This window comes from Pseudoalteromonas sp. J010 (assembly GCF_003934235.1).
GTDB lineage: Bacteria > Pseudomonadota > Gammaproteobacteria > Enterobacterales > Alteromonadaceae > Pseudoalteromonas > Pseudoalteromonas peptidolytica.
The window spans coordinates 1-13,976 of record NZ_RDBW01000017.1 but is presented as its reverse complement, the minus strand read 5'-3'; the positions used below and the strand labels follow the sequence as shown (position 1 = coordinate 13,976).

The 13,976-nt window shown below is 43.3% G+C and carries 16 protein-coding genes and 5 tRNA genes; 13 read left to right on the top strand and 8 right to left on the bottom strand.

Features of this window, described 5'->3' with window-relative positions:
• Nucleotides 1-71 precede the first annotated feature (71 nt).
• Nucleotides 72-623, top strand: a complete 552-nt coding sequence (gene syd / locus EAG18_RS10520; protein ID WP_125252336.1) for a SecY-interacting protein — start codon at nucleotides 72-74, stop codon at nucleotides 621-623.
• Nucleotides 624-666: 43 nt separating this feature from the next.
• Here the strand turns inward: syd and EAG18_RS10515 are convergent, their stop codons facing one another.
• The 3 genes from EAG18_RS10515 to EAG18_RS10505 all read right to left on the bottom strand — a co-directional run bounded on the left by EAG18_RS10515 (nucleotide 667) and on the right by EAG18_RS10505 (nucleotide 2,019).
• Complete coding sequence (locus tag EAG18_RS10515; RefSeq protein ID WP_125252335.1) at nucleotides 667-1,440, bottom strand: Zn-ribbon-containing protein; 774 nt, start codon at nucleotides 1,438-1,440, stop codon at nucleotides 667-669.
• Nucleotides 1,440-1,700 (bottom strand): hypothetical protein, encoded by a 261-nt coding sequence (locus EAG18_RS10510; protein WP_125252334.1) that lies wholly within the window; start codon nucleotides 1,698-1,700, stop codon nucleotides 1,440-1,442. The genes EAG18_RS10515 and EAG18_RS10510 overlap by 1 nt, the downstream gene beginning before the upstream one ends.
• Nucleotides 1,701-1,791: 91 nt before the next feature.
• On the bottom strand, nucleotides 1,792-2,019 hold the full coding sequence (locus EAG18_RS10505; protein WP_125252333.1) for a DUF2789 domain-containing protein: 228 nt from the start codon (nucleotides 2,017-2,019) through the stop codon (nucleotides 1,792-1,794).
• A gap of 498 nt (nucleotides 2,020-2,517) precedes the next feature.
• Here EAG18_RS10505 and EAG18_RS10500 point away from each other — a divergent pair, with 498 nt between their 5' ends.
• Nucleotides 2,518-3,150, top strand: a complete 633-nt coding sequence (locus EAG18_RS10500; protein WP_125252332.1) for a GNAT family N-acetyltransferase — start codon at nucleotides 2,518-2,520, stop codon at nucleotides 3,148-3,150.
• Between the two features lie 966 nt (nucleotides 3,151-4,116).
• Here the strand turns inward: EAG18_RS10500 and EAG18_RS10495 are convergent.
• The gene (locus EAG18_RS10495; RefSeq protein ID WP_125252331.1) at nucleotides 4,117-4,422 is read right to left on the bottom strand and encodes a DUF3301 domain-containing protein; all 306 of its coding nucleotides are present in this window, start codon (nucleotides 4,420-4,422) and stop codon (nucleotides 4,117-4,119) included.
• Nucleotides 4,423-5,451: a DUF3549 family protein gene (locus EAG18_RS10490; RefSeq protein WP_125252330.1), complete on the bottom strand. Its 1,029-nt coding sequence runs from the start codon at nucleotides 5,449-5,451 to the stop codon at nucleotides 4,423-4,425.
• Nucleotides 5,452-5,577: 126 nt separating this feature from the next.
• On the opposite strand from EAG18_RS10490, the gene EAG18_RS10485 reads away from it, so the two are divergent.
• The 3 genes from EAG18_RS10485 to EAG18_RS10475 are packed head-to-tail and all read left to right on the top strand — an operon-like array spanning nucleotide 5,578 to nucleotide 7,102.
• Nucleotides 5,578-5,925, top strand: a complete 348-nt coding sequence (locus tag EAG18_RS10485) for a YqcC family protein (protein ID WP_275557268.1) — start codon at nucleotides 5,578-5,580, stop codon at nucleotides 5,923-5,925.
• A complete protein-coding gene (truC, locus tag EAG18_RS10480; protein ID WP_125252329.1) occupies nucleotides 5,925-6,659 on the top strand; it encodes a tRNA pseudouridine(65) synthase TruC in 735 nt (244 codons plus the stop codon). Before EAG18_RS10485 ends, truC begins: the two co-directional genes overlap by 1 nt.
• Nucleotides 6,659-7,102: a flavodoxin gene (locus EAG18_RS10475; RefSeq protein WP_125252328.1), complete on the top strand. Its 444-nt coding sequence runs from the start codon at nucleotides 6,659-6,661 to the stop codon at nucleotides 7,100-7,102. The genes truC and EAG18_RS10475 overlap by 1 nt, the downstream gene beginning before the upstream one ends.
• A gap of 49 nt (nucleotides 7,103-7,151) precedes the next feature.
• Here the strand turns inward: EAG18_RS10475 and EAG18_RS10470 are convergent, their stop codons facing one another.
• The gene (locus EAG18_RS10470) at nucleotides 7,152-8,726 is read right to left on the bottom strand and encodes a LysM peptidoglycan-binding domain-containing protein (RefSeq protein ID WP_125252327.1); all 1,575 of its coding nucleotides are present in this window, start codon (nucleotides 8,724-8,726) and stop codon (nucleotides 7,152-7,154) included.
• Nucleotides 8,727-8,949: 223 nt separating this feature from the next.
• The gene (gloB, locus tag EAG18_RS10465; RefSeq protein ID WP_125252326.1) at nucleotides 8,950-9,717 is read right to left on the bottom strand and encodes a hydroxyacylglutathione hydrolase; all 768 of its coding nucleotides are present in this window, start codon (nucleotides 9,715-9,717) and stop codon (nucleotides 8,950-8,952) included.
• Nucleotides 9,718-9,769: 52 nt separating this feature from the next.
• On the opposite strand from gloB, the gene EAG18_RS10460 reads away from it, so the two are divergent.
• Nucleotides 9,770-10,519, top strand: coding sequence for a class I SAM-dependent methyltransferase (locus tag EAG18_RS10460; RefSeq protein WP_125252325.1), 750 nt, complete (start codon nucleotides 9,770-9,772; stop codon nucleotides 10,517-10,519).
• Nucleotides 10,520-10,581: 62 nt separating this feature from the next.
• On the opposite strand, the gene rnhA is transcribed toward EAG18_RS10460, so the two are convergent.
• Nucleotides 10,582-11,052 (bottom strand): ribonuclease HI, encoded by a 471-nt coding sequence (rnhA, locus tag EAG18_RS10455; RefSeq protein ID WP_125252324.1) that lies wholly within the window; start codon nucleotides 11,050-11,052, stop codon nucleotides 10,582-10,584.
• 69 nt (nucleotides 11,053-11,121) lie between these two features.
• Here rnhA and dnaQ point away from each other — a divergent pair, with 69 nt between their 5' ends.
• The 7 genes from dnaQ to EAG18_RS10420 all read left to right on the top strand — a co-directional run bounded on the left by dnaQ (nucleotide 11,122) and on the right by EAG18_RS10420 (nucleotide 13,891).
• A complete protein-coding gene (gene dnaQ, locus EAG18_RS10450) occupies nucleotides 11,122-11,832 on the top strand; it encodes a DNA polymerase III subunit epsilon (protein WP_125252323.1) in 711 nt (236 codons plus the stop codon).
• A 50-nt stretch (nucleotides 11,833-11,882) separates the two neighbouring features.
• Nucleotides 11,883-13,253: a TIGR03503 family protein gene (locus EAG18_RS10445; protein ID WP_125252322.1), complete on the top strand. Its 1,371-nt coding sequence runs from the start codon at nucleotides 11,883-11,885 to the stop codon at nucleotides 13,251-13,253.
• 110 nt (nucleotides 13,254-13,363) lie between these two features.
• Nucleotides 13,364-13,440: transfer RNA gene (locus EAG18_RS10440), tRNA-Asp, on the top strand.
• Between the two features lie 30 nt (nucleotides 13,441-13,470).
• Nucleotides 13,471-13,547, top strand: a tRNA-Asp gene (locus tag EAG18_RS10435).
• Nucleotides 13,548-13,579: 32 nt separating this feature from the next.
• Nucleotides 13,580-13,656, top strand: a tRNA-Asp gene (locus EAG18_RS10430).
• Nucleotides 13,657-13,688: 32 nt separating this feature from the next.
• A tRNA-Asp gene (locus EAG18_RS10425) sits at nucleotides 13,689-13,765 on the top strand.
• Nucleotides 13,766-13,814: 49 nt separating this feature from the next.
• Nucleotides 13,815-13,891, top strand: a tRNA-Asp gene (locus EAG18_RS10420).
• Nucleotides 13,892-13,976: the final 85 nt, after the last annotated feature.

Here is a 13,976-nt window from a genome sequence, read left to right as displayed (position 1 = left end):
CACTAGAGGATTAATACCCCCTTGACGGTATTACCTAAGAATGTGGACAGAAAATAAAGAGAGCTTTACTTATGACTCAGCCTGTGAATATGGCATGCCTTCATCAAGCCCATGCGGATTATTATCAACGCACAGTTAAAGCATTACCCAGTACAGAATATGACGAAGCCTGGCCAAGCCCGTGCGAGCAAGGTGAGCCTAATAAACTCAATGAGATTTATTGGCAAGCTGTCGAACGTAATCCTAAGGGTACTTTTGACGAGTTAGCAAATGCACTTGAAACACAATTTCCTGACGGTTTGAATACACTATATGGGGATTTTTTTTCAGGTAATATAACAGCCTTCATAGATGGTAAAAAAATTGAGTTACTTCAGGCGTGGAATGCGGATGACTTTGATAGACTTCAGCAAAATATCACAGGGCACATCTTAATGAAACGCAGACTCAAGCAGCCAGATACAGTATTTATTGGATTAACCGAAGCTGATGACTTATTGGTGTCAGTGGATGTGTCGACGGGGCAAGTTGGGCTGGAATTTGTTGGGAAAAAACAACATCATGTGCTGGCAGACTCAATCGCAGAGTTTGTAGATTGCTTGATTGCGAATTATCCAGAGTAAATTAACGAGCTAGGAGCCTAGGCTCCTTATGCCACATATGGTATTACTGAAAGTCCCAAGAGATGTTGGAAACTAATTGACACGTCTCACAGCGAAAATCAAACAGCCCAAACCAAGGAGACTCCAATAACCACTCACCATTACAACTTGGGCACTTTCGTGCTTTTTCAGTCGCAAGGCTTTCTCCACCTACTCGATAAAGATAGTAGTAAACTGGCTTTTGAGTGAGGTAGCGAATACGCTTACTTAAATCCATTCCTCTTCTGTATAGGTCACTGTCGGTACTAGATATTTCCTCAAGCGCAGCAAACTCACAGCGTGTAGCACCATTTATCTGGATCTGATCACAGGCTTGCCAATCCTCTTTCCATTTTATCAGCGCCTTGTAGTCGCCATTGGCTATGGCTGGGATTTTATAGAGCGGTACAGGTAAGAAATCATCGCCACAATATAACGGACTACAGGTATGAACATAAGTCGTATAGAGGATGTAGCTAGACGGTGTTTGGCAAGCGTCGGCACTATTGGCGTGGATGTCTTGACCAATCACCTTAACTTTAGGTGCAAGTAAGCCTGATTTTTGGAGCTCATCAATGGCAAATTTCACGAAAGGACTATGATTGAGCGGGTGTAGTGAGTCTTCCTCAGGACACATGACTCGAGTGATGAAATATCCCTCTTTGAGTACTGTTGGGAACTCATCACCGATAATTTGACCATTGAAGCGCAGCGCATTTACAACACGGTTGATTGCTTGTTCGGCGGCATCTAAGGTAGTTTCCTCGTAGCAATCAAAGATGAGATCAATGACAAACACTATGACTTCTCCAATAATTCGATAAGCTTATCCAGTTTTGCTTCTATGCGGTCTAATTGGCTCTGAGAAGCAGGGGCTGTGGGCTTGTCAATTGCTTGAGAGTCTTCTATACAAGTGGGATCTTGTTTATAAGCCGCAATACCCGCAATGATATCGGGCATTGCAACACTTTGAGTTAGTTTACTCTTGGTCAACGCAACGGTTGGCGTGATTCCACTGTCTACTAACTTCTTAATGGCGTTGGCAACAACTGGGTGCATAAATCTTCCTGAGTCCAGAAACAAGAAAGAGATCATATCACCATGTGATGCTGGGCGCTATTTGCCAGGCACCCAAGTTAATAACAAGAGGTTACCTTAACATAGCGTCAAGCTCATCAATCACTTCACTCCAGTCCGCATCTTCCCGCAACGACTCTTCRATAAAATGCCGTTGGCCTTCATTCCAAAATGGTGCCTGACTCAGTAACATCTCGTCAGGAAGGCGATGCTGCTTAACAAAACCATCGATTGATTTAGGATCATTATCTAGCCCTAATTGGGCAAATAATGTGCTCATTGTGTGGCGGCTTGTATCCATATCGTACTCCCTCATTTAATTGAGTTTTACTTACTTTGGCTTATTAAACTTACTACTGTTGGTATAACCGTTGTGAAAGTACAAGTTGTCATTCCAAGTTTTGGTTAACTATAGTAAAGGTGGTTGCCAACCCTTTAGCAAGTCATCATGGGTAAAAAGTCATGGTGTGAATATCGCAACTAATAACAATTTGCTTAATTTAAGTGGCCTCCTTTAAGGCGGTCAATCTTGTCTATAGGCCCGCGACAATATTTTGCGCACAGCAATATTTTTGTGGCGATTTCGACAAGGTTAAAACTCGCTATTTAGCTGTTTTAAAAAGTAATTCTTAGTGAAGGTTACTCCTTCGAATTGATCAACTAGTAAGCCAAGAGAGTACAATATAACCGCTTATGGCTGAATAAAGCATGACTTGCGTCAAATCAATCATAGCGTAAACGCTGTTGAAGTCGGCTTCAGCTGGTCAACTGTGTCAATAATCAATAATAAGGTTCGGCTATGTCAGTACAAACTAAAATGGATAATTTAGCAGTAAAGTTCTTAAGCCCAGAAGACATAAATGTAGCAGCAAGCGTATTGTACCAAGCGTATCATGATGACCCTTTGCTAAAGCATGTGTTGCAAGCAAAGCACGAAGCTAGCTTTGAGAAAAAGCTCAGAGCGCTAATACGAGAGGAACTATCCGCATTTGGTCACACCGGCCAACCTTTAGTAGGGTTATATAACCAAGCTAGGCTGATGGCGGTGGCCTGTGTTATCGCCGATAGTAATGAATTAGAAGCGAGTCGGCAATGGCATTGGCGACTTAGGCTGATGATGAGTGCTGGGTACTTACAGACGCAACAGCTTATTGAAAAGGAAAGAGTAATTAGAGAGGAGTTGCAAGCTCATGAGCCGTATCACTTCTTATCTTTTATTGCTGTTGACCCGCATGTTCAAGGGTTGGGGTATGGACATTACTTACTAACAGCCTTAGATGACTTGCTATCGCAGCATGATAAGACCACAGGTATGGCTGTATTTATCACGCAGCAAGACCACTTAGCGTTATTCACAGCACATGACTACCACATTATAAAAAACTTTGTATTTAGTAGTGTTGAGGGGACGCTGCTGTTTAAGAAAAAGTAACTTTTGCATTTGGATTACACCTTTCCTTTCTGGTTATTGTACGCCTTATTACCTTCATTGAATGTGTTTGCAATGGTTTAGCTGTTGTAAACACATTTCTGATATCAAGAAACAACTACGAACTTGCGTCAAGCTTCTTAAGTGTAAATAACAACGTCATGCCTTAAGTTTCAGTGAAATAGCAACAACGGAAATTGTTGTGTGAGATATCTCCTACGGTAATGTGGGTAAAGGCGTTTTGTCATACCGAGTTTGGTGTGTTTTTAAACTCTATCTTTTTGTTTATAAATGAAATTGTGTTTTTTGCTTTAAAATTACAGCAAAAAGATTGTCTGAGCCTATCTGCCAAAAAATTAAGAACCCCGTAAACTTAACAATGTAAGGAAACACAAGAGCAGGAGCTCAGCGTCAAAGGATAAGGAATATGACAACAACAGAAGGAAGTAGTACATAAGGCAAGGAAGGATGGAACTCTAGGAAGAGAGTGTGAAGCGGAGCTTCATTAGGGATAAGGAGTCATAAGGAATGACAAGGAGCGCGGGAAGCGAAGTGGAACAAGGAAGATAAATAAGGATGAGCAAGGCTTTAGGATGAGGGAGCGTGGTCAGGATGACTACGAAGTGGATAAGTAACATAGGATGTTATAAATGGAGCACATAAGGATAGTGTGAAGTGGAGCCAAGCTGGCGTAGGAGCGCAGGACGCGAAGTGGAGGCCAAGGTGGCTAAAAGGAAACAGCACTGGAAGTGCGAATGGACGATACAAGGATGAGGCAAGGGTAAGTCGGAGTACATACCCGTTCAGGGGATGAAAAATTGGCGGATTGCTTTTCAGTGGTAAAGCAGAGGAATTGGATACCTCTTGGGATAAACGTCAGGATTGAGGCGCGGCAAACAGGCTGGCGCCTTGGTTTTTTTATTTTTGTAAAAACTCCCTATCGATACGTCAACAATCGTAAATGCAAAATTAGCTGGTGACCCTATACGCTGGCAACTCTTTTCGTACCAACCTTTCATTTTCTAAGTAAAGCTTACCTTGATAGGCTGACTCACCGTCAGAGCTAAATTCGAACATAAACTGACTCTTTATACCTAGTTTGCCGTTTTTCAACACACCAATTCTACGTTTTGTACAAGCTACACTTAATAATTGCACTTGCAAGCTCTCAGCTTGATGCTGGGCGTGTCTAGTTGCGGCTTCTGCGATTTGACGACTATACCAAAATAGCGCGATAACAGATGATACGATGATAAAAAGCCAGAGTGTTGTCATTTAAGAAAATAGCCTTCCAATTGCACGTGACAAAGTATCACTACGATTCTCTGCCCTAATTATTCCTAAAACATGTGGGCGTAACATTGGGATTGCAACTAAATCTGCGAAAATACTGCTGAAAAGACCATCAATTTGATCGTGCTCAGCGGCTTTCTCCAAATAACTATGTAGTCTATTTTGATCGGTGAGTGTTTCCCAAGTACGACCTGCAATAGTGAGCAAGCAGTCTGCATCGGTGGCCAGTTCAGAAGCTAAAATCGTATCTACTGCCTGTGCGATTAAACCAAGTGCATGACTGCCCGACATCGCGCGTAAATTAGTGACTACGGCATCCTTATTTTGTTCTTGGCAGGCGTGAGCTAAAACGGCTAAAAAGTCTTCGGTTTGTGTTGTTGAGACAGTAACGTGTTCAAGCATGGCGGCTAATGGGGTCTTAACTTCTACAGGCAAAATAGGCCATGCCTGTTGCAGGTTGCGTGAGTTTTGGCCATGGTCTAGGCGTAGAGCGAAGTCTGCAATACCTTGTAGCGCTATCTCTTGCCAACGATCGAATCCAAGCTTGCCAGAAAAGTAGAGTTCGGCGTGCTCGTAATATTGAGAGGCTGGGCGATTAAGATCACGCTTTAATAGTGCATTGAACGCAGCGAGTTTGTTCGCGTTAGGGGTAAAAACATAGGGGTTGTTGTCCAGTTTCCCTTGTGCGGCCTCTCCGGTTAATTGAGTGCCCAAGGCTTCGATCACCATTGAAGCAAAATGATCTCTGCTGGCGATGATCAACTTACTTTGTTCATCCAGTGGAAACTTTAAGAACCAAACATAGGGGTCAACAGTTGCTTGATTATCCCAAAACTGAATCGCCATGATAGCGTGGCCAGCTAAAGGGTATGGGTAAGGGGCTTGAGTATTTTCAATTTGCGCAAATTGTTTTTTGTCGATTTTTGTGATGCGACGGCCTATGTCGTATACACGCCACTGTGTACCGGCGTTAGTTAATAGTTCACCTAAAGTAGAGATTTGCGCTGTCATGAATACTCTGTTGTTACTGATACTGAAATTAGCGGCAATTATAGCGGTTTTTATTGGTACTGATAAGTCTCATAAAAAGGGCAGATGCGAGAATTGGCTGGCTGAGTGATCACGCATATAGTTATAATGTCTAAAATTGAAAATGAGAAAGTACCGATGAACTCGGAAGTATTAATTCAGTTAGACGAACTAGAAGCGTGTTTGAAAGCGGCTGGTCTTTGGCAAGATTCACCGATTTCAACAGAAGCCTTGTCTTCTGTTGAACCATTTTGCTGCGATACCATGACATTCGAGCAGTGGTTGCAGTTTGTATTTTTGAACAAAATACGGGATATGGTGGAAAAAGGCGAGGCACTCCCGACCAACATGGCCATTGCACCAATGGCTGAAATGGTATTAAGTGACCACCTATATTTTAATGCTGTGCATCAATGCTTGAAAAATTTAGATAGTACATTTGCAAAGGAGTGCTAATGCTTGAAATTTTGTATCAAGATGAACACTATGTTGCCATCAATAAACCATCTGGGTTACTCGTTCATCGCTCTTTTTTAGACAAACGTGAAACCCAATTTGCAATGCAGATGCTACGTGATCAGCTCGATCAACATGTCTTTCCTGTTCATCGTTTAGATAGACCTACATCTGGTGTACTGTTGTTTGCATTGAGTTCAGAGGCCGCACGAGCGATGAACGAAGTCTTTATTGCAGGTAAAATTAAAAAGCGTTATTTGGCCTTAACACGTGGCTTTGCACCTGACTCTAAGTTTGTTGATAAGCCGCTAAAAGAAGAGTTGGATAAGATAGCGGACAAATTTGCCGATCAGAATAAAGCGCCGCAAGAAGCCCAAACACAGGTCAACTGTTTGGCGCAAGCTACATTGCCAATTGCTTTTGGTAAATATCCGAGTATTCGTTACTCTTTGGTTGAGTGTTTTCCACATACTGGGCGTAAGCATCAGATCAGGCGTCATCTAAATCACTTAACACATCCCATTATTGGTGATGTGAACCACGGTGATAACAAGCATAATCATTTTTTCGTTGAACACTTTGGCTTACGTCGTTTGATGTTATTTGCAACACGGCTGGAATTTGTTCATCCTTACACCAACGTTGAGATTTCAATTACCGCCGATCTCGGAGAAGATACGCTCGCTGTATTTTCTCGCCTAGGGTGGTCAGACAATGAGAAGGATTATAAATAATGGCAAAAATTTCTATTTTTGTGGGTAGTATGTATGGTAATGCTGAAAACTTGGCAAACGATAGCGCTGAGCTTTTGAACCAAGCTGGACATGAAGCACATGTGGTTGAGCCTGCAACCTTAGCAGATCTAAAACAAGCCGAGAATATTTTGTTTATATCGTCGACAACCGGCGCAGGTGATATTCCGGATAATTTATTACCTCTGTTTTTGCAGATGCAAAGTGAGTTTCCGATGCTCACTGGTAAGCAAGTTGCAGTGATTGCGTTAGGGGATAGGAGTTACGGTGATACCTATTGTGGCGCAGGAAAGCAGATTGACGCCTTGGTCGAGGAATTAAATGCCACTCGGGTGCAAGCACGTTTGGATATCGATGCTTGTGAGCATTTTGAGCCATGGGAACCAGCTAAGCCTTGGCTACAGTCACTAGCCGACAAACTATAAGAAAATAGAGCCCGTAGGCTCTATTTCTATCTTTGCTTATAAACGGGTATTACACTCGTTTAGTTTGTACGGTTAGTTTTAGTTTTTGACCCGGCTGAAGGTACTTTTGCCCAGCTAAATTATTCCATTTTACAATATCATTGACGCTTACATTAAACTTAGTAGCAATACGGGCAAGCGAGTCACCCTTTCGCACTTTGTAGGTAATTGTACGCTGTGTATCAACGAGTGCTGTTTGGCGAGGTGCTTTTTCACTTTTAAACACTGTGAGCTTTTGACCCAAGCGTAGTACCGCATTAGTTTTTAACTTATTCCAGCTGGCCAACTGCTTCACAGTGACATCGTACTCGCGACTAATATCCCACAAGGTATCGCCAGGTTTCACAGTATGACTTAGCTTTTGCTTCGTCACTTTATTAGCTGCTAGGCGTACTTCAGGTGGTAAATGTTCGCTTTGTAATTCACCGTCACTCAGTGGCACAAGGAGCTTTTGGCCAACACGTATCATGTTTCCGTTTACATTATTGAGTGAGCGGATAGCGCCAATGCTGGTATTGAACTTAGTTGCGACGACCGACAGGCTATCGCCTTTTTGCACCGTATAATATTGCCAGCGTAATCTATCTTTAACTTCGGTTTTTGCTAGCTTATCTTTAAAGGCATCGACTTTTTCCATCGGTAATAGCAATTGGTGCGGACCATCAGGATCGGTTGCCCAGCGATTAAAGCCTGGGTTTAAGCGATAAAGTTCGGTTAAAGATATGTCTGCCATTTCTGCCGCCAGAGCTAAGTCGATTTGGGAGCCTACCTCAACGGTATCTACAACTTGTGCATTAATAATCGGCTGCCAAGTCACTTTGAATTCATCTGAGCGCTTCAGCAGGTCTGACAAAGCGAGTAACTTTGGTACGTATGCGGTGGTTTCTCTTGGTAAATCAAGAGACCAGAAATCAGTAGGAAGGTGCTTTTTTCGATTTTTTCTGATGGCTCTTAGCAATCTGCCTTCACCTGAGTTATAGGCTGCAATGGCATTGAGCCAGTCACCTTCTAATGTTTTATGTAGATAGGTGAGGTAATCAAGCGCTGCTTGTGTTGAGGCAACAATATCGCGGCGACCGTCATACCACCAGTTTTGCTTTAAGTTGAAGCGCTCACCTGTTTGGGGCATAAACTGCCAAATACCAGAAGCGGTTCTATGAGAATATCCAAAAGGGTCAAAAGCGCTTTCTACTATTGGGAGCAAAGCAATTTCTACTGGCATGTTGCGCTTTTCTACTTCTTCTACAATGTAGTAAAGGTATGGCTCTGCGCGTTTAGCTATACGGTCTAAGTAAGCTTGGTGGCGTTGATAATAGTTACGTTCAGCAACTACTGGGCGGTTTTGTGGTACTTCGATAGAGAGCTGATAGCGGATCCGCTCCCATACATCGTCAAATACAGGGGCAACTTCTTCGTCCTCATCTTGCCATGAGGCACTCAGTGTCTGAGAGATATCATAAGGGCTCGCATGGTCTAAATTAGCCTGCTTAACTTGCTCTGTTGCAGTCTCTAAGGGAGTTTCTTGGGTGATTTCACAACCACTTAAAATTGTTGCAGATGCAACAACGAGGGCGAGCTTTTTCATAAATGCGTTCTTTCGTTTGGAGGTTCGGACAAAAACTCGGCAATACTACCGAGTTTGTATCTGCATTTAAAGCTTCTTTGCTATTTTCTTTATAGCCGTCTAAATATGACGCAAGCAGCACTTCGTAGTGAGCGCGAGAAATAAATGGTTTTCCAGTGGAGATAAAGCAAGGTAACGCCAAATAGCTAGCCATTGACGTTACATTGAGTCACTGTTGAATATGTTAAAAGTTATCCTTCCACTTTCTCAAAGCAGCAAAGTGAGCTTCGGGTGTGCTGTCATTGCTGATAAACTCTCTAGGTGTATATGCAAGAATGTCAGCTTTAGCCGCGCGTGCAAATGGATTTATGGCTTTTTGCTGACCAATGGTAGTCGGAATAGTGCTTCTACCAGCTTGGCGCAGTTTTTGCGCTTGTTGATGATACTCAGTGAGTGCGAGGTTATTTGGCTCAACGGCGTGGGCAAATGCTAAGTTAGCTAGTGTGTACTCATGTGTGCAGTAAACTTGGCATGAGTTAGGGAGAGAGAGGAGTTTATTAAATGAGTGCCACATTTGCTCAGGCGTCCCTTCAAATAACCGGCCACATCCTGCGTTAAACAGAGTGTCTCCAGTGAAGGCGACCTCGTTATTAACATAACAAATATGATCTAACGTATGTCCCGGTGTGGCGATAACTTTTAGGGTAATACCAGCTAGGGTAATCGTATCGTGCTCTACGAGTGGACGCGTGATCCCTTGATACTTGCCGTTTTTTGGCCCATACACGGGAAGGTGTGGAAAACTCGTGAGCAGTGGTGCGATGCCATCAGTATGATCCCAATGGTGGTGGGTAACCAAGATGCCTTCAAGGGTAAGGTTTTGTTGATTTAAATAATCTAAAACAGGTTTTTCGTCACCGGGGTCGACGACCCAGCAGCTTGAGCTGGTAGGGTCTTTTATCACCCAAATATAATTATCATCAAATGCTTTGATTGCATCGACTTGCACCATAACGCAATGCTCTATAAAGTGATTAATAACATCAGTATAACGAGCTTAGTAAATGAAACCAGCGTTAAGTTTTTTACAAGGACCTAAACCGGATGAGTGGCATGACTTCCCTCACGGTGATTACTTAAAAGTAGGGATCCAAAAACGACTGGATGAATGGTTACCGAGAATGTTCGGCTATCACATGCTAAAGCTGGGGTGTTTGAGTGGTCAAATGGACACCTCTGCAAGTCCCATTAAACATCAAGTTTGTGTTGCGCCGCAAGGTAAGCATGTGGGGGTCTTTGCTGAAATTGATGAGCTACCATTTTATGAGAATTCGGTAGATGCGTGTATTTTGAGTCAATGTTTAGAGTATCACTCCGACCCACATCATATTCTACGAGAAGCCCATCGCACATTAATTCCTGGTGGCTATATTGTTATCTCAGGCTTTAACCCATTCAGTCTTTGTGGCGTAGCGCAAATGTTGCCCTTCAGCAAAGAGAAGCTGCCCTGGTCAGGACGCTTTTTTACGCCATCGCGAGTAAAAGACTGGCTAGATTTACTTGGTTTTGAAATCGTTGCTGATGAGCGCTTTATTCATGCTTCGTTGGCACGTGGGTCGAGATTATCTCGTTTTGCCCCTTGGCGGCGATTTTGTCGACATTACTTAAAGCCGATGGGTAGTGTATATATGCTGGTGGCCAGAAAGCGAGTAATGCCTCTGACGCCCATTAAACCTAAGTGGCACGTCAAACCTAAGTGGACACCAGCAGTCAAAGGGGCTGGGCTTAGACAAACTTGTCAAGATAAAGAGTAGCTTTGTGATTCAAGTTAATTATTAATGGAGCAGGTACAGGGAACACTGCTCCTGAGGGCGTATCAAATACTGGCTTCGTAGCCCTCATCTACAAGTAGATTAGAACCTGATGCAGCCTCTCGCGCTAAGTCATCAACCCGTTCATTGTACTTGTTTCCTGCGTGACCTTTTACCCAGCGCCACTGGATTGTGTGGCGGCTGGTTGCAGCATCTAACCGCTGCCATAAATCTACATTTTTAACCGGTTGCTTCGCCGCGGTTTTCCAATTACGTTTTTTCCAGTTTTCTAGCCACGACTCTATGCCTTGCTTCACATACTGACTATCCGTATACAAGGTAATTTCACATGGGCGCTTTAGTGTTTCAAGTGCAACAATAGCGGCGAGCATCTCCATGCGATTATTGGTGGTGAGTTTATACCCTTCACTCATTTCTTTTTCATGCCCTTGATAGGAAAGGTAAATACCATAACCTCCAGGACCTGGGTTGCCTAAACATGAGCCATCGGTATAAATCTCTACGGTTTTTTGCACTGAATTGCCTATTTTTATGTAAAATGTGCGAATAGGGTAAAATAATAGCAAAGTTAAGCGAGCAACGATATGCACACTCGGCAAATAGTACTGGATACAGAAACCACAGGTATTGATCCGAAAGCAGGACATAGGATCATTGAAATAGGTTGTGTTGAGCTGGTTAATCGCAGACTAACGGGTAATAATTTCCACGTTTATATTAACCCCCAACGTGACATTGAAGAAGAAGCCATTGACGTTCACGGTATTACCAATGAGTTTTTACGTGGCAAGCCATTTTTTCATCAAGTTGCTCAAGAGTTTTTTGACTATATTAAAGGGGCAGAGCTTGTCATTCATAACGCACCGTTCGACGTCGGCTTTATGGATCACGAGTTTGCTAAACTAAACCAAGGTTTTCCGGCAACCCATGAATATTGCCAAGTGCTAGATACTCTCGTTATGGCACGAGATCTTCACCCAGGCCAGAAAAATAGCCTTGATGCACTTTGCCGACGCTACGATATCGATAACTCAAAGCGTACACTACACGGCGCTTTGCTGGATTCCGAGATTTTAGCAGATGTTTACCTGTCGATGACGGGAGGACAAAAAAAGCTGAATTTGGCAAACCAAAACAAAAGTAACCAAGCTAATTCAGCTGGAAGTATTATTCGATTGGATAGTAATCGCCCTGCACTTAAAGTTTTACGCGCCTCTGCCGATGAAGAGTTAGCACATTCAGAGCGCTTGGAGCTGGTCAATAAAGCTTGCGGGCAAAGTCTGTGGCAACAATAGCGATAGAGATACAGTCAACTTTTCCACCAAAGTGATATTAAGGTTAATGCATGGTTTTACATCGGCTTTTTTTGGTGCTTATTTTGTTTGTCAGTATGGTGGTGAGTGCGCAAACACCGCAAATTACCATGTTACAGCGAGATGGCAAGGCAAATGAGATTCCGCTGCTAGATAACCGCTTTCGAATTGACCATAACATTGAAGAAATAACATTGCTATTTTTTCGAGCTCCCGGTACGCCAGCTGTTGTATTGGTAAAACCAGATGGTAGCAAATACTATGCAACAAGCTCGTTGGATAACGATGCCTTACAGTGGTATGACGAAGTTAGCTATGATCTGATCATCTTAAAAAACCCCACTCCGGGCCCTTGGCAAGTGATTGGGCAAATTCAAAAAAACAGTCGGATCATGGTACTTGGAGATATTGAGCTTGAGGTAGAGGCGTTACCGCCACTTCTTTTTCGTGGTGAAGTACTAAAGGTAACAGGGCGTGTTACCAATGACGACAAGCCAATTGAAGTTGGCTATTTTCGGGATGTCGTTACATTATATGTTGAGTTTTCTAGCACCAATAATGATGAATATGCAAACTTTGGTGCAGGTACACAAAGCGTAACGGATTTTAAAGATGATGGTCGAGAGTTCGACGAAAGACCACTAGACGGTATTTTTACTGGGGAGTTTAAACTTAACTTTCCGGCAGGCGAGTGGCAACCTGAGTTTTTTATAGAAACTCCCATTCTCAAACGTAGAGTCATTAAACCCCCAATTATAATTGCAGAGCCACCATTTAATTTTGAACTGATGTTAGCGGGAGAGAATGAGTTTGAACATGGCCTCACCATCTCTATTGATGAGTCGGTGGTGAAGCCAGAAACAATCATTTTGCAAGGTAAGATTTTTTACCCTAACGGTGAAGAGCAGATGTTCACTTTAGACAAACAAGAACGTCTGTATCGCCAGCTTGCAATAAAAAACTATGATTGGGGACGATATAGCGTTGAGATTTCAGCATTTGGAGAAAACATCAATGGTCGTGAGTTTATGGCGACATTACCAAGCTATAATTTTGAAATAGAAAGACCGATAGAAAAGGTGCCAGAATTAGAAGCGCCGCAATTACCGCAAACAGCACTACCTGAGCCTGAGCCAGAACCAACAATCAGTACAGGCTTATTAATTAGCATTATTGTGGCAGGTAACCTTGTGGTTTTACTCATTGGTTGGCTTGCGATCCGAGTTTTTGTTCAGAAAAAACCAATAAAGATTAAATTACCCGCACTAAAGAACCCTTTTAAGAAAACAGAAGAAGTGATTGATCTGAATGATTTGGGGGAAGATGAAAATAACACAGCTGCAAATGGTTCAAAAAATGATAAATCAGGTGATATTTTGAACCTTTCGATGAAAGATAACTAAAAAACACGGTTTTTTTTCAAAAAACGGTTGACTCATGAGGGGGTCATTCGTATTATTCACGCCGCTGTCAGGGAGCACACCTTACAGCAAACACTGCAAGAATATGACGCGGAGTGGTAGTTCAGTTGGTTAGAATACCGGCCTGTCACGCCGGGGGTCGCGGGTTCGAGTCCCGTCCACTCCGCCAAATTTCTTTGTAGTATCAATAAGTCGCGCTGGAGTGGTAGTTCAGTTGGTTAGAATACCGGCCTGTCACGCCGGGGGTCGCGGGTTCGAGTCCCGTCCACTCCGCCAATACTTATTACAAACGTGCATTTGCTTCTTATGGAGTGGTAGTTCAGTTGGTTAGAATACCGGCCTGTCACGCCGGGGGTCGCGGGTTCGAGTCCCGTCCACTCCGCCAACGCTTCGAAGCAAAAAATGCGAATACTCAGTGGAGTGGTAGTTCAGTTGGTTAGAATACCGGCCTGTCACGCCGGGGGTCGCGGGTTCGAGTCCCGTCCACTCCGCCAATGTATCGCATAACTATATTCAAGCTTTATGACAGCTTGTTTACTCGCTGGAGTGGTAGTTCAGTTGGTTAGAATACCGGCCTGTCACGCCGGGGGTCGCGGGTTCGAGTCCCGTCCACTCCGCCAACACCAAAACGAGTGAAATAATGTCATTAAGATATCTCTGCGGAGTGGTAGTTCAGTTGGTTAGAATACCGGGTTAGAATACCGG